This window comes from Pseudomonas fragi (genome assembly GCF_025426255.1).
Classification (GTDB): Bacteria; Pseudomonadota; Gammaproteobacteria; order Pseudomonadales; family Pseudomonadaceae; genus Aquipseudomonas; species Aquipseudomonas kulmbachensis.
On record NZ_CP104861.1, the window covers coordinates 540,527 to 558,324 of the forward strand.

Genomic DNA, 17,798 nt, shown 5'->3' on the forward strand with positions numbered 1-17,798 from the left:
CACATGAGGTTTTTCCATGCACGATCCCCACAGCGAACGCATGAGCAGCGGCGAGACCCGAGCAGCAAGCGGTCTGGCCCTTGTGTTCGCCTTCCGTATGCTGGGCATGTTTATGGTGTTGCCGGTCCTGGCAACCTATGGGATGGACCTCGCCGGTGCGACGCCTGCCCTGATCGGTTTGGCAATTGGCGCTTATGGCCTGACCCAAGCCATTTTTCAGATCCCGTTTGGTATGATTTCTGATCGTATTGGACGGCGCCCGGTCATTTATCTGGGGTTGATCGTCTTCGCCCTGGGCAGTGTGCTGGCAGCCAATTCCGATTCGATCTGGGGCGTAATTGCCGGACGCGTCCTGCAAGGCGCAGGTGCTATTTCTGCAGCCGTTATGGCATTGCTATCAGACCTGACCCGTGAACAACATCGCACCAAGGCAATGGCCATGATCGGCATGACCATCGGTTTGTCATTTGCCGTAGCCATGGTCGTGGGGCCGTTGCTGACCCGTGCCTTCGGTTTGTCCGGGCTGTTTCTGGCGACGGGGGCAATGGCGCTGTGCGGGATTGTGATCGTGATGTTCATGGTGCCGCGTTCTACCGGTACCTTGCAGCATCGTGAGTCCGGTGTGGCGAAGCAGGCCTTGCTACCAACCTTGCGTCACCCCGACCTGTTGCGTCTGGATCTTGGCATTTTTGTGTTACACGCCATGTTGATGTCGAGCTTTATCGCCTTGCCGCTGGCGCTGGTCGAAAAAGCCGGCCTGCCCAAGGAACAGCATTGGTGGGTATACCTGACAGCGTTGCTGATTTCATTTTTCGCGATGATCCCGTTCATTATCTACGGTGAAAAGAAACGCAAAATGAAACGAGTTTTACTCGGCGCCGTCGTTACGTTGATGCTCACTGAGCTATTCTTCTGGAAGTTCGGCGATAGCTTGCGGGCATTGGTGATTGGCACCGTAGTGTTTTTTACCGCGTTCAACCTGTTGGAAGCATCATTACCTTCGTTGATCAGCAAAGTCTCACCCGCAGGCGGCAAAGGTACGGCGATGGGGGTTTACTCCACCAGCCAATTCCTCGGTTCGGCACTGGGCGGCATACTGGGCGGCTGGTTGTTCCAGCATGGCGGTCTGTCGGTTGTGTTCCTTGGATGCGCAGGTCTGGCTGCACTCTGGCTAGCCTTTGCTGTTACCATGCGTGAACCACCATATGTAACAAGCCTGCGTCTGCCGTTATCGCCCGAGGCGCTGCGCGAAGCAGGTCTGGCTGAGCGTTTAAAGGCAGTTAATGGCGTTACAGATGCAGTGATCGTGGCTGAAGAGTCTGCGATTTATATCAAATTGGACACCGAACTATTGGATCGCGCGACACTCGAGCAGTTGGTTAACCCAGCGCCGACGTGCGAAGCCTAGGAGAACGTTATGGCCCGTGGGGTTAACAAAGTTATATTGGTCGGCACATGCGGCCAGGATCCCGAAGTTCGCTACTTGCCTAACGGTAATGCCGTGACCAACCTGAGTCTGGCAACCAGCGAACAATGGACTGACAAGCAAACCGGCCAAAAAGTCGAAAAGACTGAATGGCACCGTGTATCGATGTTCGGCAAAGTTGCCGAAATCGCTGGCGAATACCTGCGCAAGGGTTCCCAGGTTTACATCGAAGGCAAGCTGCAAACCCGTGAGTGGGAAAAAGACGGTATCAAGCGTTACACCACCGAAATCGTGGTCGACATGCAAGGCACCATGCAGCTGCTGGGCGGCCGTCCTCAGGGCGATCAGCAAAACCAGGGTGGTAACAACTACCAGCAACAGCAGTCCGCTCCGCGTCAGCAGGCTCAACGCCCAGCGCCGCAGCAGCCTCAACAGCAGCAGTCGCGTCCAGCGCCACAACAGCAGGCACCACAACCTGCTCCGGATTTCGACAGCTTCGATGACGATATTCCGTTCTAAGCCGTAAAAAGCGGTTAGCACCCCAAGAACCCCTGACTTGTGTAAAGCAAGTCAGGGGTTTTTTTTTATTGTTTTTTTTTGCACGCACGACAGGGTTGATCCGTGGATTGACTACGCTCTACCGGGAATATGCGCATTGAGTGGCCAATCGAATGGCGCGGTTCGTTTCGATCAGCTCGCATGACATGTCCAGAAGGATTCTTGGGTTTGTTCAAATTTAAAACACCGCTGTTGTTTCTCATCCTGTTGTTATCAGGGAATGGCATCCTCCAGGCCGCCCCCACGCTGGCCTCCATCATGAAGGCCGAAGAGCCCAACGGTAAGCCGCCGGTTTTGGTCGATGGCGGTTTGCTCGGTGCCTTGGGCACCGGTATGGATGAGGTACAGAGTCAGCTTGATTCGAGCGTGCAGCAGTTGGGTACCTGGGGCCTGCGCGCCAAGCGGGCTGTCGATGAGGTCGGGGAACTTGTCGTGCAGGCCTCGACTCATCCCTCCTGGACCGGAGTGAGTGATTTCCTCCTGTTGTCGCTGGTTTGGCTGGGAGCGTTCGTCGGTTTAATGCTGGCAGGCCGCTTGCTGGTGCGTTACCTGAGCCAAAGCCGTCAGATAAACACCCGGCCTCGGGTGCAGGCGCTCATCGGTTATGGGGTGCCTTATCTATTGCCGGCGTTAGTGACGTTGTTATTGACGCTGTATGTCAGTCGTTATCTTCACGACACCCTGGGTCGCTCATTGGCGCTGAGCCTGTCGTATGCCAGCAGCGGCGGGGTGTTCTGCGCGGCGCTGGTGCTGTCGCTGAGTTCGATGTTTGATGTGGGCCACAAACGGCATGCCGTGCAGATTATTCGCGGTTACGCCAGGCGCCCACTGTTCCTGATCGGCTTTTTGGCAGCCTTGAGTGATGCCATGAATAGCCCGCAGATCACTCTGCAAATCGGTGGCAACATCGCCAGTTGTCTCTCGGTTTTTTCAGGCTTGGTGGCGTGTGCGATCTTTGCATTTTTGGCAGTCCGGCTACGCCGTCCGGTAGCTCACCTGATCCGCAATCGTGCCTTGGCACAACGGCTTGGGCAGCCTGCCTTGCAAGAGTCGTTGCGCATTTTTTCGGTGCTTTGGTATTGGCCCATGCTGCTGATGTTGCTGGCTACGGCGCTCAACTTGTTGGGCGTGGGCGAGGGTAGTGAGCGCGCATTGCGTAATGCGTTGCTGACGTCCGGATTGCTGATAGGAACGGTCTTTCTGAGCACGGTTCTGCATCATTCATTTCTTACGAAATTTCAAAGCACCGGAGCCTATAAAGAGCGTTTTATAACCGTGGTTTACGCACTGCTGCGTATTGCCCTCGCCGTGACCTTTATCGAACTGTTGGCGAATATCTGGGGTTTTTCGTTGTTGGCCTTTGCCTCAGACAGCAGCACTGGCAAGGTCATCAGTGATTCGCTGGGGCATATCCTGCTGATTTTTCTGGTGACCTGGCTGGCTTGGGTGGTACTCGACACGGCCATTCAACAAGCGTTGGAACCCACGGTCAACCGACGTGGCACTCACGAACCCAGTACGCGGATCAAAACCATCCTGCCGCTGGCGCGCAATGCGATCAAGGTGATGCTGGTAGTGATCTGTACCATTACCACCATGGCCAATCTGGGGGTCAACGTCGCGCCTTTCCTGGCCGGTGCCGGGGTTATCGGTCTGGCCATCGGCTTTGGTTCTCAGCAGTTGGTACAAGACGTGATTACCGGGCTGTTTATCATTATTGAAGACACGATCTCGGTCGGCGACTGGGTGGTAATCGACTCGGCCCATGCGGGTACGGTAGAGGGGCTGACTATCCGCACTTTGCGTTTGCGGGACTCGCGCGGCTTTGTTCACTCGGTGCCTTTTGGTCAGATCAAGGCGGTGATCAACCATTCACGGCAGTTTGCCTACGCGTTTTTTTCAGTGCAGTTCACCTACGACACTGACATGGATAAGGCTACTGATCTGATCCGCGAGGCGGGGGCTCAGATCAGTGATGACCCTATGTTGAGCCTTAGCCTGCAGGGCACGCTGACAATTTTTGGTGTCGACAGCATGAACCTCGACGGGGTAACGATCACTGCGCAGTTCCGAACCCTGTCCGGGGCACAAAATAGCATTAGCCGAGCGTTCAACGACCGGCTTAAAAAGCTTGTGGATAAGTCACCGGAAGTCCATTTTGCGCAACATTATCCACAGGGGTTTCTGATGCCCGTGCGCGAGCCCGAACAGCCGTCGCAAGCGGACTCTTCGGCGCAACGGTCTACTGTGTTATTGACAGACATCCCGCCGACTTCGCAGTGAAAGCCTTTGAACATGGGCAGTTTGTCAGTGACGAGAGGGGCATAAACCCGCAAAATACGGGTATCTTGATCATGGCCAGCAGCTTTCACGGTTGGTTTTCTGGTATACATCACCGTTCTGAATAGACTGAGCCTGCATACTTTATGCGAATGCGCCTTATGTTATTGGGCGGCGGAAATGCCCTCGGGCAGGCGCTGATTCGTCTGGGTGCCGAGGAAGACATTAATTTCCTTGCCCCACGTCCACCGCAAGACGGTTGGGACGCCGCGAGCCTCACGCAACTGCTCGATGACACTCGCCCGGATGCTGTCATCAACCTTGCGTACTACTTCGACTGGTTTCAGGCGCAGTCGGTAAGCGAGGTCCGTCTTGCTGGCCAAGAGCGCGCTGTCGAGCGTTTGGCCGAGTTGTGCCAACATCACAACATCACGTTGCTGCAACCTTCCAGCTACCGAGTTTTCGATGGCTCGCGAGCAACTGCCTACAGCGAAAAGGACGAGCCTGTCCCACTTGGGTTGCGTGGCCAGGCGCTGTGGCGTATCGAGCAAAGTGTGCGGGCCATCTGCCCTCAGCACGTGCTGCTGCGTTTTGGCTGGTTGCTCGATGACAGCCCCGATGGCACCCTTGGGCGATTTTTGGCCGAGGCCGAAAAGCCCGGCGAGTTGTTGATGGCCGATGACCGACGGGGTAACCCGACACCGGTAGACGACGCCGCACGGGTCATTATTTCGGTGCTCAAGCAGCTTGATTGTGCCGCGCCGCTCTGGGGCACTTACCACTACGCCGGGCATGAAGCGACAACGCCGCTGGCGCTGGGGCAGGCGATTCTGGCCGAAGCGCGCAACCTGCACACGCTGGCAATCGAAGCCCCTACGCCACAAGCGCACGCAGCGCGGCCGGATGCGGCAGAAGAGCCCCAGCATGCGGTACTGGCGTGCAAAAAAATTCTTCACACTTTCGGGATTAAGCCCCGCGCTTGGCGTGCGGCACTCCCGGCTTTACTGGACAGGTTTTATCGTCATGGTTAATGCGCCCGTTTTTATCACCGGTGGCGCCGGTTTCATTGGTTCCAATCTGGTAGAGGCCCTGCTGGCCAAAGGATATGCCGTACGAATCCTCGATGATTTGTCGGCTGGCAAGCGCAGTAATCTGCCATTGGACAATCCCAAGGTCGAGTTGATCGAAGGTGATGTAGCGGATGCTGCGCTGGTTTCCAGGCTAATGGCCGGTTGCAGCGCGGTGGTTCATCTGGCTGCGGTCGCTTCGGTACAAGCCTCGGTGGACGACCCGGTGCGAACTCATCAGAGCAACTTTGTCGGCACCCTGAACGTGTGTGAAGCCATGCGTGAAACGGGTATCAAGCGGGTTGTCTTCGCGTCCAGTGCTGCGGTCTACGGCAACAATGGTGAAGGTGAGTCGATTGTCGAAGACACGCCCAAAGCGCCGTTGACGCCTTATGCGGTCGACAAGTTGTCCAGCGAGTACTACCTGGATTTCTATCGCCGTCAGCACGGTCTGGAACCGGTGATCTTCCGCTTTTTCAATATCTTCGGCCCACGCCAGGACCCGTCCTCGCCTTACTCGGGCGTAATCAGTATTTTCAGTGAGCGCGTAGAGCAAGGTCTGCCCATCACCATATTCGGCGATGGCGAACAAACCCGTGATTTCGTCTATGTGGGCGATGTGGTCAAGATTCTGGTGCAGGCCATTGAGGCCCAGCAGGTTGAAGAGGGCGCGGTCAACGTGGGCTTGAACAAGGCCACCACCCTCAAGCAAATGCTTGAAGCCCTGAGTGAAGTTGTCGGTGATCTGCCGCCGATCAGCTATGCCCCGGCGCGTTCGGGTGATATCCGTCACTCGCGTGCCGACAATAGCCGTCTGTTGCAACGTTTCACATTGGGTGAAACCACATCAATGAGCGTCGGGCTGGCGCGTTTGCTCGGCCGTTAGGCAGCACTCGCCCACAAAAAAGGCGCCTTTCAAAGGCGCCTTTTTACTTACCGCTACTTAAAACTTATAGCCCAAGCCAACCATGTAAACCCATGGGTCCACGTCAACGTTGACCTTGGCGCGAGTGCCAGGAGCTACGGCGTTGTTTTCCACTGTGGCGCGGGTATCGATGTCGATATAGCGCGCTTGGGCGTTGATCATGATGTTGTCGGTCAACATGTAGTCAGCACCCAGTTGCCACGCCATGCCCCACGAGTTTTTCGCCTTGAAGTTGTCGAAGCCTTCAGCGCTGGCGCTGCTGCCAACGTGCTCGTCATAGATCCAGGTGTAGTTGATACCGGCACCGACGTAAGGCTGGAACACTGACTTGGAATCCAGCGGGTAGTAAACAACGCTCAGGGTTGGCGGCAAGTGCTTGAGGCTACCCAGTTTGCCGTTGGCCGCAGCCAGCCCAGTGCCCTTGAGTTTGACGTCATGCTCAAACGGTGTGGCGGCCAACAGTTCAATACCCACATGGTCGGTGATCATGTAAGCAAAGTTGAGACCCAGTTGCGTGTCGCTGCTCATGGTCGCCTTGCCACCCAAATCAGTGCCCGCCAATGGGCCCTGATCAACCTTGACACTGGAGCTGTCGGCTTTCGGGTTTACCGTGATGGCACCGGCACGCAGGATGATGTCGCCTTCAGTGTGTGCCTGGGCAAGGGGGGCGACGACGGCGAGCGCAAGGGCGGCTGCGCTGAGCAAAGACTTGTGCATGGGAGCTCCATTGGGATATTTAAAATTTATATAACCAATGGTAATGAGCGCGTATGCCTGTTCAGTTGACCCAGCTCAATGAAAGCGTGAAGTTGTGAAAAATTCGTTAATTGCATGAGGATTAAATGAATCCTGGAGCTATGTGTTGCGGGTCTAGCGGGGGGCAACCCTTGTAGCCGCTGCCGAGGCACGAGGCTGCGTTCGAGTGCGAAGCGCTCGCAAACCCGGCAATTGCGATCTGACTGAGCCACCGGGTTGAATGAATATTCGACTGCTGCGCAGCCTCGTGCCTCGACAGCGGCTACAGAAAATTGGCGTTTTACTCCGGCAATTCGTACACCACGATCTTTTGTGCATCCATCTGATAACCCGCATCCGCCAGCTCGCTGGTGCTGGCTTTGACCTGCAGCGCGCCAACGATCCAGTACGGCTGGTACAGCTCGTCGAGTTTGACCCCTTCCTTGCTGGTCACATGCACGATCTGGTTTGAAGGGGGTGGTGGCACGTGGATGCACGCGCCGAAGTACGGCACCAGCAAAAAGTCCGTGGTGCGGCCGTCTTCGCTGACTTCAAGGGGCACGATATACCCAGGCAGGCGAATCAGTTGGCCGTCGAGTGCCGGGACCACCGGTGCATTGGGCAAGTCCTGTTTCGCCGCCGGGGCGGCCTCCATGCTGCCCATCTGGGACAGGTCGTGCAGCGGCGTCATGTCCGGGGCTTCGGGCGGTGCATCCGGCGGGATCATTTCCGACCAGGTCAGCTCTTTCGGCTCGGCCGCCCACAACGGTGTAGCAACCAGCAGTAACAGTGCCAGCAGCACGCGGGACATTGCAGACCTTTTCATAAACATAAGCTCATAGACGAATGGACAGACCATCGGCCAGCGATTGTCGGTAGGCGCGCCATGCGGGCACGCAGCCCATCAACAGGGCGGCTGCCAGAATACCGCCGAGCAGCGTCCATTCATATTCACTTGGCCATGCCAGCGGTAAATACAGCCCGTAGTTGGATTGCACATAACCTTGGGCCACGGCGATACACACATAGAGCAAGCCAACCCCCGCGATCACCCCGGCCAATGCCAGCGCCAGTGCTTCGAAAATCAACAGGGTCGCGATATGCCAGGGCCGGGCACCCACTGAACGCAGGATCGCCATCTCACGTCGACGTTCATTCAAACTGGTCAAAATCGCAGTGAGCATGCCGATCAAACCGGTCAGCACAACAAATAGAGAAACGACAAACAGCGCTTTTTCAGCGGTGCTCATCAAGCTCCAAAGTTCTTGCAGGGCCACACCCGGCAAAATCGCCATCATCGGCTCACCGCGAAATTCATTGATCTCTCGTTGCATGGCAAAGGTCGAAATCTTGCTGTTCAGGCCCAGCATGAACGCAGTGATGGCTTGTGGCGTGAGGTCCATATTGCGCGCCTGATCAGCGCTGATACGCCCGGCGCCATGGGCGGGCACGCCGTTATGCCAGTCGATGTGAATGGCTTCCATGCCGCCCAGGCTGATATGCAGCGTGCGGTCCACCGGGGTGCCGGTACGCTTGAGAATGCCGACTACGGTAAACGGCTTGTCGTCATGTTTGACCAGGCTGATTGCTGCCACGCCGTGGGCCAGCACCAGCTTGTCGCCCAGTTTGTAATGCAGTGCTTGAGCCACTTCGGCCCCGAGCACAACTTCAAATGGGTCGGTTGCAAACGGACGGCCGCTGGCCAGTTGCAGGTTTTGCTTGTGGCCGTACTGATAGTGCTCAAAGTACGCCTCGCTGGTGCCCATTACCCGATAACCACGGTGTGAGTCGCCCAGGGACATGGGGATTGCCCACTTCACCTTTGGATTGTTGGCGAAGTGCTCAAAGCTGTCCCAGCGAATATTGTTGGTGGCATTACCGATGCGAAACACCGAATACAGCAGCAGGTTGACCGAGCCCGAACGTGCGCCGACGATCAAGTCGGTGCCGCTGATGGTGCTGGCAAAGCTGGCGCGGGCCTCGGTGCGCACCCGTTCGACCGCCAGCAGCAGGCACACGGACAGGGCGATGGCGAAGGCGGTCAGCAGTGCGGTAAAGCGCCGGTTGGCCAGACTGGCCAGAGCTAGACGAAACAGATACATCTCAGACCTCTGCCGATGCGGCGGCGCGATTGAGTTCAGACAACGACAGGTTGCGGTCGAACAGGGGGGCCAGGCTTTGATCGTGGCTGACAAACAGCAAGCTGGCGCCTGCCTCACGGCACTCGGCGAACAGTAATTGAATAAAGGCTTCGCGGGCGTCGGCATCCAGGGCGGAGGTCGGCTCGTCGGCAATCACCAATTCCGGCTGGCCAATCAGAGCGCGAGCTGCGGCCACACGCTGCTGTTGGCCGATGGATAACGAGTCAGCGCGACGCTCCAGTAGTGCAGGGTCTTTGAGGCCCAAATGCGCCAGCAGGGTCTGGGCTGCGTTATCCACACTGCCGTGCCGTTGCACGGCGCGGCTGGCGCGCAGTTTGGAGAAGTGACAAGGCAGCTCCACGTTCTCGCGCACCGATAAAAACGGCAGCAAATTAAATTGCTGGAAGATATACCCCGTGTGATCCACCCGAAAGCGGTCGCGGGCACCGGAGCCGAGCTCGCCCAGTTCCTGGCCCAGCAGGCGGATGGTGCCCCGGTTGGCTTTTTGCACCCCGCCCAACAGGCCCAGCAAGGTAGTTTTGCCACTGCCACTGGGGCCTTTCAGGAACAGGGTTTCACCGGGCTCCAGGCGAAACGCCGGAATATCCAGCAGTACGGGATGGCCCGGCCAGCTGAAGCTCAGGTCGCTCAGTTCAATAAGTGCTTGGGTCATGGGTCGCCTGAAATGAGGTTATTGCTTATGTAGCCGCTGCCGCAGGCTGCGATGGTCTGCATCGCAGCCCCTAAGTGAAGGGCTACGGCAGCGGCAACAAATGGATATTTTCGGTTAAAACTTCAGCGTGGGTGCTTTCGCTGTCACTTCCACGGCTTGCTGACCACTTGGGCCAATCAGTTGTACCTTGAATTTATGAGTGCCCGGGAAAGTTTTGAAGAACTGAGTCAGATCCAGCGTTTTCAACGCGTGTGGTGTGCTGCAGGTAAACGCGTAATGGGCTTCGATATCACTATGGTGATGTTCGCCTTTGGCCGCGCTTTCTTCCGGTGCAGGTTCGAACAGTGGGCTCTTGAGCTCTTGTTCATCGGCGGTGCAACCGGCTGCCTTGGGAATGCTGAACAGCACCAGCGGGTCTTCCAGTTGCTTGCGCGCCGAGTCGACCTTGGCCTTGTCGGCGTCAGTAGTGGCCAGGTGTTCGAAACCCACCAGGTTCATCGACGGACCGTCGAGGTCCAGCTCCAGCGTCTGGCCGTCCAGCGCGACATTCAAGCTGCCCACGCCATGCTCATGGGGTGGCAGGCTGTCGTGTTCATGGTCGTGATCGTCGGCGGCATGGGCCATCGCCAGCGGCAACAAGGCAAACGGCAGAGCAAGAAGCAAACGGCGCATGGCATGACTCCAGCAAAAGATATGAATGTTTTGTTATGTAATCTTATAACAAGTGGTGGGAGAGTTTGCGCGTGTGCTTGGCGTTACGCAAGACGCGTGGGAGCATGCGGCGAAGAAAAAGTGAGGAGCAGGGTGATGGTGCGTATTCGCGGAATGATCGGCGACTGGCCGGTGGATTTGACGGTAGAACTGGATGAGAGTGATTGGGCGAAGCTGGGCGCGCAGTTGCCTGTCGGCGCCGCGCCAATCAGCCAGCCGCCTGTTAAATCGGTGAGTCAGGACGATGCCGTGTGGGAAACGACCAAAAACATGCTGCGCAAGGCCGGGCAGATGACCGGGCCTGAACTGTTGGGGCAGCTTGAAGCGTTGACCGGCAGCACGGGCGCAGGCAAGCGCCTGTTGGTGCGCCTGCGTCATTGTGCTGAGGTCAAGGTGGTCAGCGGGGCCGACTCACCGGTTTACAGCTGGGTTGAAGGGTCGTAGCAACTTTCCTGTAGCAGTTGACGAGCAACGCGAAGCTACGTCCGGCTGCGCAGCAGTCGTAAAGCCATTCAGCCCAGGTGTTTCATGTACATCGCGTTTGCCGGGTTTGCGACGGCTTCGCCGCCGGACGCAGCCTCGTTCCTTCGGCAGCTGCTACGGATATGTATCCGGGTTTAGTACAGCGCCGCAAACAGCTTGCGGCGGTAGGTCGTGACCAGCGGGTGGTCGTTGCCCAACAGGTCGAACACTTGCAGCAATGTTTTGTGGGTGATGCCTTCGTTATAGCTGCGGTTGCGGGTAAACAGCTTCAGCAACCCATCCAGAGCCCCTTCATATTGCTGGCGCGCCAACTGCTGAATGGCCAGTTGATAGGCCGCTTCGTCGTCCTGCGGGTTTTGCGCCACGCGGGTTTTCAAATCGGCTACATCCGGCAAGTCCGCCGCCTGACGTAAAAATGTCAGTTGCGCCTTGGCGCCAGCCAGCTCGGCTTTGTACTCGTCGCTTTTGACCGCATCCAGCACCGCTTGTGCTTCGGTCAACTCACCGCGCTCGGCCAAGCAGCGCCCATACAGAATCAGTGCCTTGGCGTTGCTGTTGTCTTCGGTCAGGATGCTTTTGAGCAGCGCTTCGGCATCGGCAAACCGGCTTTCGGCAAATAGTGCCTGCGCTTGCACCAGCGGGTCTTCAACCACGGCCTCGGGCATGACGACATGGGGCGCGAGCATGGCGCGAATCGCCGATTCAGGCTGTGCTTCCTGGAAGCCGTCAACAACCTTGCCGTCCTTGAACAGCACTACGGTGGGCAAGGTTTGAATCCCGATGCGGCCAACAATGTCCTGCTCGACATCGCAATTGACTTTGGCCAGCAGCAACTCGCCCTGATAGTCCTCGGCGAGTTGTTCCAGGATCGGCAGCATCACCTTGCACGGTGCGCACCACTCGGCCCAGAAATCCACCAGCACGGGCTGATCGAAAGAGGCCTGGACCACCAGTCTGTCGAAGTCAGCGGAGGTCACGTCGAAGCTGTAAGAAGGCGTAGGCTGATTCATTATGTGTCTCGAAGCAGGTAAATGAGGGCAACTATAAAGGCTGGGCCTGGCGGCTGAAAGCGCTTGGCTCGCGCTGTGCGTGATACAGGCTGACGTTGCGAAACTCGTGGGGTTCGGCCAGGTCGGGCAAAGTCAGGGCCTTGAGCATTGCCAGTTGCTGATACAGCGGATGTTTGAAGTCGCGCACACGGGAGTCTGCGACTAGCGCCTGTTGGCCACGGCTGAGAAATTGATCCAGCAGCGGCAAGTTTTCGCGGTCGTAAAGTACGTCTGCCACCAGGATCAGATCGAAGCGGTCTGCCTCGGCAAAGAAGTCGCTGGAATAGCCGAGCTGCACATCATTGAGTTGCGCATTCGCCCGGCACGCCGCCAACGCCAGCGGATCAAGATCGCAGGCCAGTACTTCCAGTGCCCCGGCCTTGGCAGCGGCAATCGCCGCCACACCGGAGCCGGCACCGAAGTCCAGCACGCGCTTACCTTTGACCCAGTGTGGCTGCTCGGCCAGAAACCGCGCCAACGCCAGACCGCTGGCCCAGCAAAAAGCCCAGTAGGGGGGCTCGTAGAGAATGCGGCGGGTTTCGTCGGGGGTGAAGGCGCGATCCATATTGTGCGCATCGATCAACCAAAGCTTGAGCGTTGTATCAGGCAGGTCGGTGACGACCAGTTGCGCATCGCCCAACAACTCGCTTAACGACTGCTGCAGGTCTAGCGGTGTATTCATGGCGCTTTGACGAAAGCCAGAGTACCCATCGCCTGCGTAGTGGGCTGGCTGATAATTCGCGAAGGCAGGTGCAGGATCAATTGCCCGGACTGACTGGCTCGGCCGCGCAGTTCGACCCGCATACCCTGTGGGAATGCCTCGGGATTGAAGCGCAGCTTGAACGGCAGCGCCTGATCATTACCGGCAATCTTGCTGCTGGCCATCAGCCCCTGAGGACGTCCGCGCTCGTCGATGATCAACATCGCCAGCTCGACTTCGGCGCCTGCCGGAACGCCCGTCAGTACGCCGCTCAGCTCACGCTGATAAGCCGGTAGTGGGCCCAGGTCAGCGGGGGCGTCGGTTTTTGGCTGCGTCAGCACTTGAGTCTGTGCCGATTTTGGCGGCTCACTGCTACAAGCGACCAGCAAACTGGCGAGGCACAGCAAAACAAGCGTTCGTAGCGGCATACACGGCTCCAGCGGCAGGTCAGTCGGTGTATCAGATTGTGTAAAACATAGTAGCCCGTCTGTATACCGTAAAGCCTATGGCTTGTCTTGCCAGTGGGATGCGCTAACATGGCGCTCCCCATTTTTGTTGGCTGCCACCATGCACTGTCCCTTCTGCGGTGCCAACGACACTAAAGTCATCGACTCGCGTCTGGTTGCCGAGGGCGACCAGGTGCGTCGCCGGCGTGAATGCCTGGCCTGTGGTGAGCGTTTCACCACCTTTGAAACAGCCGAGTTGGTCTTACCCCGTCTAATCAAACAAGACGGTAGTCGTCAGCCCTTTGACGAAGAAAAATTGCGCGCCGGAATGCAGCGTGCGCTGGAAAAACGCCCGGTAAGTGTCGAGCGTCTTGAAGCTGCGCTGGCCCGAATCAAGCACAAATTGCGCGCCACCGGCGAACGTGAAGTCAAATCGCTGGTGGTGGGTGAACTGGTCATGGGCGAGCTGCAAAAGCTCGACGAAGTGGCCTATATCCGCTTTGCATCGGTTTATCGACGCTTCCAGGACTTGAACGAGTTCCGGGAAGAGATCGACCGACTTGCCCGTGAGCCCTCAAAAGAATGACTCAGTCCACAGAACAAGCTGTTTTAGACACCCATTACATGGCCCGAGCCATCGAGCTTGCGCGCAACGGTCTGTACACCACCCATCCCAACCCGCGTGTCGGTTGCGTGATCGTGCGTGACGGGCAGGTTGTCGGCGAAGGCTGGCACGTGCGCACCGGCGAACCGCATGCCGAAGTCCACGCCTTGCGGGCGGCGGGCGAGCTGGCCCGTGGGGCCACGGCCTATGTCACCCTGGAGCCGTGCAGCCATCATGGGCATACCCCGCCGTGTGCCGAAGGGCTGATCAACGCCAGGGTAGCGCGGGTGGTTGCGGCCATGCAGGACCCTAACCCGGAAGTTGCCGGGCGTGGCCTCAAACGTCTGGCCGATGCCGGAATAGAGGTCGTCAGCGGCGTACTTGAAGCTCAGGCCCGGGCATTGAACCCTGGCTTCCTCAAGCGCATGGAACACGGCCTGCCGTTTGTGCGGGTCAAGCTGGCGATGAGCCTTGATGGCCGCACCGCGATGGCCAACGGCGAAAGCCAGTGGATCACCGGCCCTGACGCACGTTCTGCAGTGCAGCGCCTGCGGGCGCAGGCCAGCGTGGTATTGACCGGCGCCGACACGGTGTTGGCTGATGGCGCACGGTTGACCGTTCGCGGTCCTGAGTTGGGGCTGAGCCCTGAGTTGACCGCGCTGGCGCTGAGCCGTCCGCCGCTGCGGGTGCTGGTCGACGGGCGTTTGCGGGTGCCGCTGGATGCGCCATTTTTCAAGGCGGGGCCAGCGCTGGTCGCGACCTGCGTGCCGCCAGCCGAGCAGTACCGCACAGGGCCTGAGTGCCTGGTGATCCACGGTGCCAACGGCCATGTGGATCTGCGCAAACTGTTGGTTGCGCTGGCTGCACGCGGCGTCAACGAGGTGCTGGTCGAAGCGGGGCCGAATCTGGCCGGAGCCTTTGCCGAGCAAGGTCTGGTCGATGAATACCAGATTTTCATCGCCGCCAAGTTTTTGGGGTCTACCGCCCGGCCATTGCTGGAACTGCCGTTGACCCACATGCGCGAAGCGCCTTTGCTCAAAATCATTGAAATGCGCGCGGTGGGCGATGACTGGCGAGTCACCGCCATACCCGTGCCGCCAGCGAGCGTATAATTCTCGGCCTTCGCTTTACGCAGGCTTTGTTCTCAAGGGGAACGCCATGTTTACAGGCATCATTGAATCCATCGGCAGCATCCGTGCACTGACCCCTAAAGGCGGTGATATACGAGTTTCAATCGACACCGGCAAGCTCGACCTGAGCGACGTCAAACTTGGCGACAGCATCGCGATCAATGGCGTGTGCCTGACCGCGGTTGAACTGCCGGGCAACGGCTTTGCGGCTGACGTAAGTCGCGAGACCCTCGATTGCACCGCATTCAACGACTTGAAAAGCGGCAGCCGGGTCAACCTGGAAAAAGCCCTGACCCCGACCACGCGTCTGGGTGGGCACCTGGTGAGCGGTCACGTCGATGGTGTGGGTGAAGTGATCTCGCGTGACGAGAACGCTCGCGCTATCGAATTCGTGATCCGCGCCCCCAAAGAACTGGCCAAGTACATCGCGCACAAAGGCTCGATCACCGTCGATGGCACCAGCCTGACCGTGAACTCGGTCAATGGCGCCGAGTTTTCGCTGACGATCATTCCGCACACCCTGAGCGAAACCATCATGGGCGATTACCGTCCGGGTCGCCGGGTCAACCTCGAAGTCGACTTGCTGGCGCGTTACCTTGAGCGTCTGCTGCTGGGCGATAAAGCCGCCGAGCCGACCTCGGGTGGCATCAGCGAAAGTTTTCTGGCCGCCAACGGCTACCTCAAATCCTGACTTAAGGGGGTGCCGCGTGGCGCTCAACAGCATCGAAGAACTGGTTGAAGACATCCGCCAAGGCAAGATGGTCATTCTTATGGATGACGAAGACCGTGAGAACGAAGGTGACCTGATCATGGCCGCCGAGTGCTGCAAGGCCGAGCACATCAACTTCATGGCGCGTTTTGCCCGTGGCCTGATCTGCATGCCGATGAGCCGCGAGCGCTGCGAACTGCTCAAACTGCCATTGATGGCACCGCGCAACGGTTCCGGCTTTGGCACCAAGTTCACCGTGTCGATTGAAGCTGCGACCGGCGTGACCACCGGAATTTCCGCCGCTGACCGTGCACGCACTGTGCAAGCAGCGGCCGCCAGGGACGCCAAGGCCGAAGACATTGTCAGCCCTGGTCACATCTTCCCGCTGATGGCGCAAGCGGGCGGCACCCTGGCCCGCGCTGGTCACACCGAAGCGGCCTGCGACCTGGCCCGCATGGCCGGTTTCGAGCCAAGCGGCGTGATCTGTGAAGTGATGAACGACGACGGCACCATGGCTCGCCGCCCTGAGCTGGAAACGTTTGCGGCCGAACACGGGATCAAGATCGGCACCATCGCCGACCTGATTCACTACCGCATGATCCACGAACGTACCGTTCAGCGGATTGCCGAGCAGCCACTGGACAGCGAACTGGGCCAATTCAATTTGGTGACCTATCGTGATTCAGTCGAAGGCGATGTGCACATGGCACTGACCCTGGGCAAGATCTGCGCCGAAGAGCCGACGCTGGTGCGAGTGCACAATGCCGACCCGTTGCGCGACCTGCTGATGGTCAAGCAACCGGGCCGCTGGAGCCTACGCGCCGCCATGACTGCGGTGGCAGAGGCGGGCAGCGGTGTTGTGCTGCTGCTGGGGCATCCGCTGGATGGTGATGTATTGCTGGCGCATATCCGCGAAACCGCAGACCAGATTCCGGTAAAAAAACCGACCACCTACAGCATCGTCGGTGCCGGTTCGCAGATCCTTCGTGACCTTGGCGTGCGTAAAATGCGCTTGATGAGTTCACCAATGAAGTTCAATGCCATATCCGGTTTCGATCTGGAAGTTGTAGAATACGTGCCCTCCGAATAAAGACCGGTCGTGTCCTGTCCGAATTCGTGGCCCAATATCCTTAAAGAACGCACGCGAGTGCGTTCTGGCTCTTTAATACGAGACATACCGAATGACCCTGAAGACCATCGAAGGTACCTTCATCGCCCCCAAGGGGCGCTACGCTCTGGTAGTTGGCCGTTTCAACAGCTTTGTTGTCGAAAGCCTGGTGAGTGGTGCCGTTGATGCCCTGGTTCGCCACGGTGTGAACGAAAGCGACATCACCATCATTCGAGCGCCGGGTGCGTTCGAAATCCCGCTGGTTGCGCAGAAGGTTGCCCAGCGCAACGAATTCGCCGCCATCATCGCCTTGGGCGCCGTGATTCGTGGCGGTACTCCGCACTTCGAATACGTTGCTGGCGAATGCACCAAGGGCTTGTCCCAAGTGTCCATGCAGTTCGGCGTACCGGTTGCATTCGGCGTGCTGACTGTTGATTCGATCGAGCAAGCCATCGAGCGTTCCGGCACCAAAGCCGGTAACAAAGGCGCTGAAGCTGCCTTGTCCGCCCTTGAAATGGTCAGCCTGTTGGCACAGTTGGAGGCCAAGTGATTTCCGACGAAAGCGATCGTTTCAACCCGCGCGATCCAAAACCTGCGGACGCTGGCAAACCTTCCAAGAGCGCCAAGCGCCGTGAAGCGCGTCAACTCGCGACTCAGGCCCTGTACCAGTGGCATATGGCCAAGCAATCGTTGAACGAAATTGAAGCGCAGTTCCGCGTTGATAACGACTTCACCGACGTTGATGCTGCGTACTTCCGTGAAATCCTGCACGGCGTACCTGCACACAAAGGCGAGATCGATGCTGCCTTGATCCCGTGCCTGGATATCACCATCGAAGAACTCGACCCGGTTGAGCTGTCTGTTCTGCGCCTGTCTACCTGGGAGCTGATCAAACGTGTCGACGTGCCTTACCGCGTTGTGATCAACGAAGGTATCGAGCTGGCCAAAGTGTTCGGCTCCACCGACGGCCACAAGTTCGTCAACGGTGTGCTCGACAAACTGGCGCCACGCCTGCGTGAAGCTGAAGTAAAGGCTTACAAGCGCTAAACGGCG

The 17,798-nt window shown here is 58.1% G+C and carries 20 protein-coding genes; 12 read left to right on the forward strand and 8 right to left on the reverse strand.

Annotation, left to right across the window (positions count from 1 at the left end; genetic code table 11):
* The first annotated feature begins 16 nt into the window (after positions 1 to 16).
* The 5 genes from N7D90_RS02620 to N7D90_RS02640 all read left to right on the forward strand — a co-directional run bounded on the left by N7D90_RS02620 (position 17) and on the right by N7D90_RS02640 (position 6,217).
* Entirely contained in the window at positions 17 to 1,408 is a 1,392-nt protein-coding gene (locus tag N7D90_RS02620; RefSeq protein WP_261740744.1) for an MFS transporter, read from the forward strand.
* 9 nt (positions 1,409 to 1,417) lie between these two features.
* The gene (locus tag N7D90_RS02625; RefSeq protein WP_261740745.1) at positions 1,418 to 1,945 is read left to right on the forward strand and encodes a single-stranded DNA-binding protein; all 528 of its coding nucleotides are present in this window, start codon (positions 1,418 to 1,420) and stop codon (positions 1,943 to 1,945) included.
* Between the two features lie 207 nt (positions 1,946 to 2,152).
* Positions 2,153 to 4,267 (forward strand): mechanosensitive ion channel family protein, encoded by a 2,115-nt coding sequence (locus tag N7D90_RS02630; RefSeq protein WP_261740746.1) that lies wholly within the window; start codon positions 2,153 to 2,155, stop codon positions 4,265 to 4,267.
* A gap of 143 nt (positions 4,268 to 4,410) precedes the next feature.
* Complete coding sequence (locus N7D90_RS02635) at positions 4,411 to 5,295, forward strand: NAD(P)-dependent oxidoreductase (RefSeq protein ID WP_261740747.1); 885 nt, start codon at positions 4,411 to 4,413, stop codon at positions 5,293 to 5,295.
* On the forward strand, positions 5,288 to 6,217 hold the full coding sequence (locus tag N7D90_RS02640) for an NAD-dependent epimerase/dehydratase family protein (RefSeq protein ID WP_261740748.1): 930 nt from the start codon (positions 5,288 to 5,290) through the stop codon (positions 6,215 to 6,217). The genes N7D90_RS02635 and N7D90_RS02640 overlap by 8 nt, the downstream gene beginning before the upstream one ends.
* Positions 6,218 to 6,274: 57 nt before the next feature.
* Here N7D90_RS02640 and N7D90_RS02645 read toward each other — a convergent pair whose 3' ends face one another.
* The 5 genes from N7D90_RS02645 to N7D90_RS02665 form a co-directional block, all read right to left on the reverse strand.
* Positions 6,275 to 6,973, reverse strand: coding sequence for an OmpW/AlkL family protein (locus N7D90_RS02645; RefSeq protein WP_261740749.1), 699 nt, complete (start codon positions 6,971 to 6,973; stop codon positions 6,275 to 6,277).
* A 319-nt stretch (positions 6,974 to 7,292) separates the two neighbouring features.
* Complete coding sequence (locus tag N7D90_RS02650) at positions 7,293 to 7,802, reverse strand: DUF3299 domain-containing protein (RefSeq protein ID WP_395247180.1); 510 nt, start codon at positions 7,800 to 7,802, stop codon at positions 7,293 to 7,295.
* A 25-nt stretch (positions 7,803 to 7,827) separates the two neighbouring features.
* A complete protein-coding gene (locus tag N7D90_RS02655) occupies positions 7,828 to 9,093 on the reverse strand; it encodes an ABC transporter permease (protein ID WP_261740751.1) in 1,266 nt (421 codons plus the stop codon).
* 1 nt (position 9,094) lies between these two features.
* A complete protein-coding gene (locus N7D90_RS02660; protein ID WP_261740752.1) occupies positions 9,095 to 9,805 on the reverse strand; it encodes an ABC transporter ATP-binding protein in 711 nt (236 codons plus the stop codon).
* Between the two features lie 114 nt (positions 9,806 to 9,919).
* On the reverse strand, positions 9,920 to 10,477 hold the full coding sequence (locus tag N7D90_RS02665; RefSeq protein WP_261740753.1) for a DUF2796 domain-containing protein: 558 nt from the start codon (positions 10,475 to 10,477) through the stop codon (positions 9,920 to 9,922).
* 135 nt (positions 10,478 to 10,612) lie between these two features.
* Here N7D90_RS02665 and N7D90_RS02670 point away from each other — a divergent pair, with 135 nt between their 5' ends.
* Complete coding sequence (locus N7D90_RS02670) at positions 10,613 to 10,960, forward strand: hypothetical protein (RefSeq protein ID WP_261740754.1); 348 nt, start codon at positions 10,613 to 10,615, stop codon at positions 10,958 to 10,960.
* A gap of 173 nt (positions 10,961 to 11,133) precedes the next feature.
* Here N7D90_RS02670 and trxA read toward each other — a convergent pair whose 3' ends face one another.
* Genes trxA through N7D90_RS02685 form a run of 3 tightly spaced genes read right to left on the reverse strand, consistent with a single transcriptional unit; the run spans position 11,134 to position 13,176 of the window.
* Positions 11,134 to 12,009 (reverse strand): thioredoxin, encoded by an 876-nt coding sequence (trxA, locus tag N7D90_RS02675; protein ID WP_261740755.1) that lies wholly within the window; start codon positions 12,007 to 12,009, stop codon positions 11,134 to 11,136.
* A 31-nt stretch (positions 12,010 to 12,040) separates the two neighbouring features.
* Positions 12,041 to 12,730, reverse strand: coding sequence for a class I SAM-dependent methyltransferase (locus tag N7D90_RS02680; RefSeq protein ID WP_261740756.1), 690 nt, complete (start codon positions 12,728 to 12,730; stop codon positions 12,041 to 12,043).
* On the reverse strand, positions 12,727 to 13,176 hold the full coding sequence (locus tag N7D90_RS02685; RefSeq protein WP_261740757.1) for a hypothetical protein: 450 nt from the start codon (positions 13,174 to 13,176) through the stop codon (positions 12,727 to 12,729). Before N7D90_RS02685 ends, N7D90_RS02680 begins: the two co-directional genes overlap by 4 nt.
* Positions 13,177 to 13,315: 139 nt before the next feature.
* Between N7D90_RS02685 and nrdR the strand changes: the two genes are divergently transcribed.
* The 6 genes from nrdR to nusB all read left to right on the forward strand — a co-directional run bounded on the left by nrdR (position 13,316) and on the right by nusB (position 17,792).
* A complete protein-coding gene (nrdR, locus tag N7D90_RS02690) occupies positions 13,316 to 13,780 on the forward strand; it encodes a transcriptional regulator NrdR (protein WP_029611200.1) in 465 nt (154 codons plus the stop codon).
* Complete coding sequence (ribD, locus tag N7D90_RS02695) at positions 13,777 to 14,910, forward strand: bifunctional diaminohydroxyphosphoribosylaminopyrimidine deaminase/5-amino-6-(5-phosphoribosylamino)uracil reductase RibD (RefSeq protein WP_261740758.1); 1,134 nt, start codon at positions 13,777 to 13,779, stop codon at positions 14,908 to 14,910. The genes nrdR and ribD overlap by 4 nt, the downstream gene beginning before the upstream one ends.
* Positions 14,911 to 14,956: 46 nt before the next feature.
* Positions 14,957 to 15,619 (forward strand): riboflavin synthase, encoded by a 663-nt coding sequence (locus N7D90_RS02700; protein WP_261740759.1) that lies wholly within the window; start codon positions 14,957 to 14,959, stop codon positions 15,617 to 15,619.
* Positions 15,620 to 15,635: 16 nt separating this feature from the next.
* Complete coding sequence (gene ribBA / locus N7D90_RS02705) at positions 15,636 to 16,727, forward strand: bifunctional 3,4-dihydroxy-2-butanone-4-phosphate synthase/GTP cyclohydrolase II (protein ID WP_261740760.1); 1,092 nt, start codon at positions 15,636 to 15,638, stop codon at positions 16,725 to 16,727.
* Between the two features lie 91 nt (positions 16,728 to 16,818).
* Positions 16,819 to 17,295: a 6,7-dimethyl-8-ribityllumazine synthase gene (gene ribE, locus N7D90_RS02710; RefSeq protein ID WP_003444275.1), complete on the forward strand. Its 477-nt coding sequence runs from the start codon at positions 16,819 to 16,821 to the stop codon at positions 17,293 to 17,295.
* Positions 17,292 to 17,792, forward strand: coding sequence for a transcription antitermination factor NusB (nusB, locus tag N7D90_RS02715; RefSeq protein WP_133077063.1), 501 nt, complete (start codon positions 17,292 to 17,294; stop codon positions 17,790 to 17,792). Before ribE ends, nusB begins: the two co-directional genes overlap by 4 nt.
* Positions 17,793 to 17,798: the final 6 nt, after the last annotated feature.

What these genes read in the sequence shown, in the direction of transcription:
- N7D90_RS02645 (WP_261740749.1), bottom strand. Translation starts at nt 6,973, where the DNA reads ATGCACAAGTCTTTGCTCAGCGCAGCCGCCCTTGCGCTCGCCGTCGTC.
- N7D90_RS02670 (WP_261740754.1), top strand. Translation starts at nt 10,613, where the DNA reads ATGGTGCGTATTCGCGGAATGATCGGCGACTGGCCGGTGGATTTGACG.
- N7D90_RS02665 (WP_261740753.1), bottom strand. Translation starts at nt 10,477, where the DNA reads ATGCGCCGTTTGCTTCTTGCTCTGCCGTTTGCCTTGTTGCCGCTGGCG.
- N7D90_RS02655 (WP_261740751.1), bottom strand. Translation starts at nt 9,093, where the DNA reads ATGTATCTGTTTCGTCTAGCTCTGGCCAGTCTGGCCAACCGGCGCTTT.
- N7D90_RS02680 (WP_261740756.1), bottom strand. Translation starts at nt 12,730, where the DNA reads ATGAATACACCGCTAGACCTGCAGCAGTCGTTAAGCGAGTTGTTGGGC.
- N7D90_RS02660 (WP_261740752.1), bottom strand. Translation starts at nt 9,805, where the DNA reads ATGACCCAAGCACTTATTGAACTGAGCGACCTGAGCTTCAGCTGGCCG.
- N7D90_RS02700 (WP_261740759.1), top strand. Translation starts at nt 14,957, where the DNA reads ATGTTTACAGGCATCATTGAATCCATCGGCAGCATCCGTGCACTGACC.
- ribE (WP_003444275.1), top strand. Translation starts at nt 16,819, where the DNA reads ATGACCCTGAAGACCATCGAAGGTACCTTCATCGCCCCCAAGGGGCGC.
- trxA (WP_261740755.1), bottom strand. Translation starts at nt 12,009, where the DNA reads ATGAATCAGCCTACGCCTTCTTACAGCTTCGACGTGACCTCCGCTGAC.
- N7D90_RS02620 (WP_261740744.1), top strand. Translation starts at nt 17, where the DNA reads ATGCACGATCCCCACAGCGAACGCATGAGCAGCGGCGAGACCCGAGCA.
- ribD (WP_261740758.1), top strand. Translation starts at nt 13,777, where the DNA reads ATGACTCAGTCCACAGAACAAGCTGTTTTAGACACCCATTACATGGCC.
- N7D90_RS02650 (WP_395247180.1), bottom strand. Translation starts at nt 7,802, where the DNA reads ATGTCCCGCGTGCTGCTGGCACTGTTACTGCTGGTTGCTACACCGTTG.
- N7D90_RS02640 (WP_261740748.1), top strand. Translation starts at nt 5,288, where the DNA reads ATGGTTAATGCGCCCGTTTTTATCACCGGTGGCGCCGGTTTCATTGGT.
- nrdR (WP_029611200.1), top strand. Translation starts at nt 13,316, where the DNA reads ATGCACTGTCCCTTCTGCGGTGCCAACGACACTAAAGTCATCGACTCG.
- N7D90_RS02625 (WP_261740745.1), top strand. Translation starts at nt 1,418, where the DNA reads ATGGCCCGTGGGGTTAACAAAGTTATATTGGTCGGCACATGCGGCCAG.
- N7D90_RS02635 (WP_261740747.1), top strand. Translation starts at nt 4,411, where the DNA reads ATGCGAATGCGCCTTATGTTATTGGGCGGCGGAAATGCCCTCGGGCAG.
- N7D90_RS02685 (WP_261740757.1), bottom strand. Translation starts at nt 13,176, where the DNA reads ATGCCGCTACGAACGCTTGTTTTGCTGTGCCTCGCCAGTTTGCTGGTC.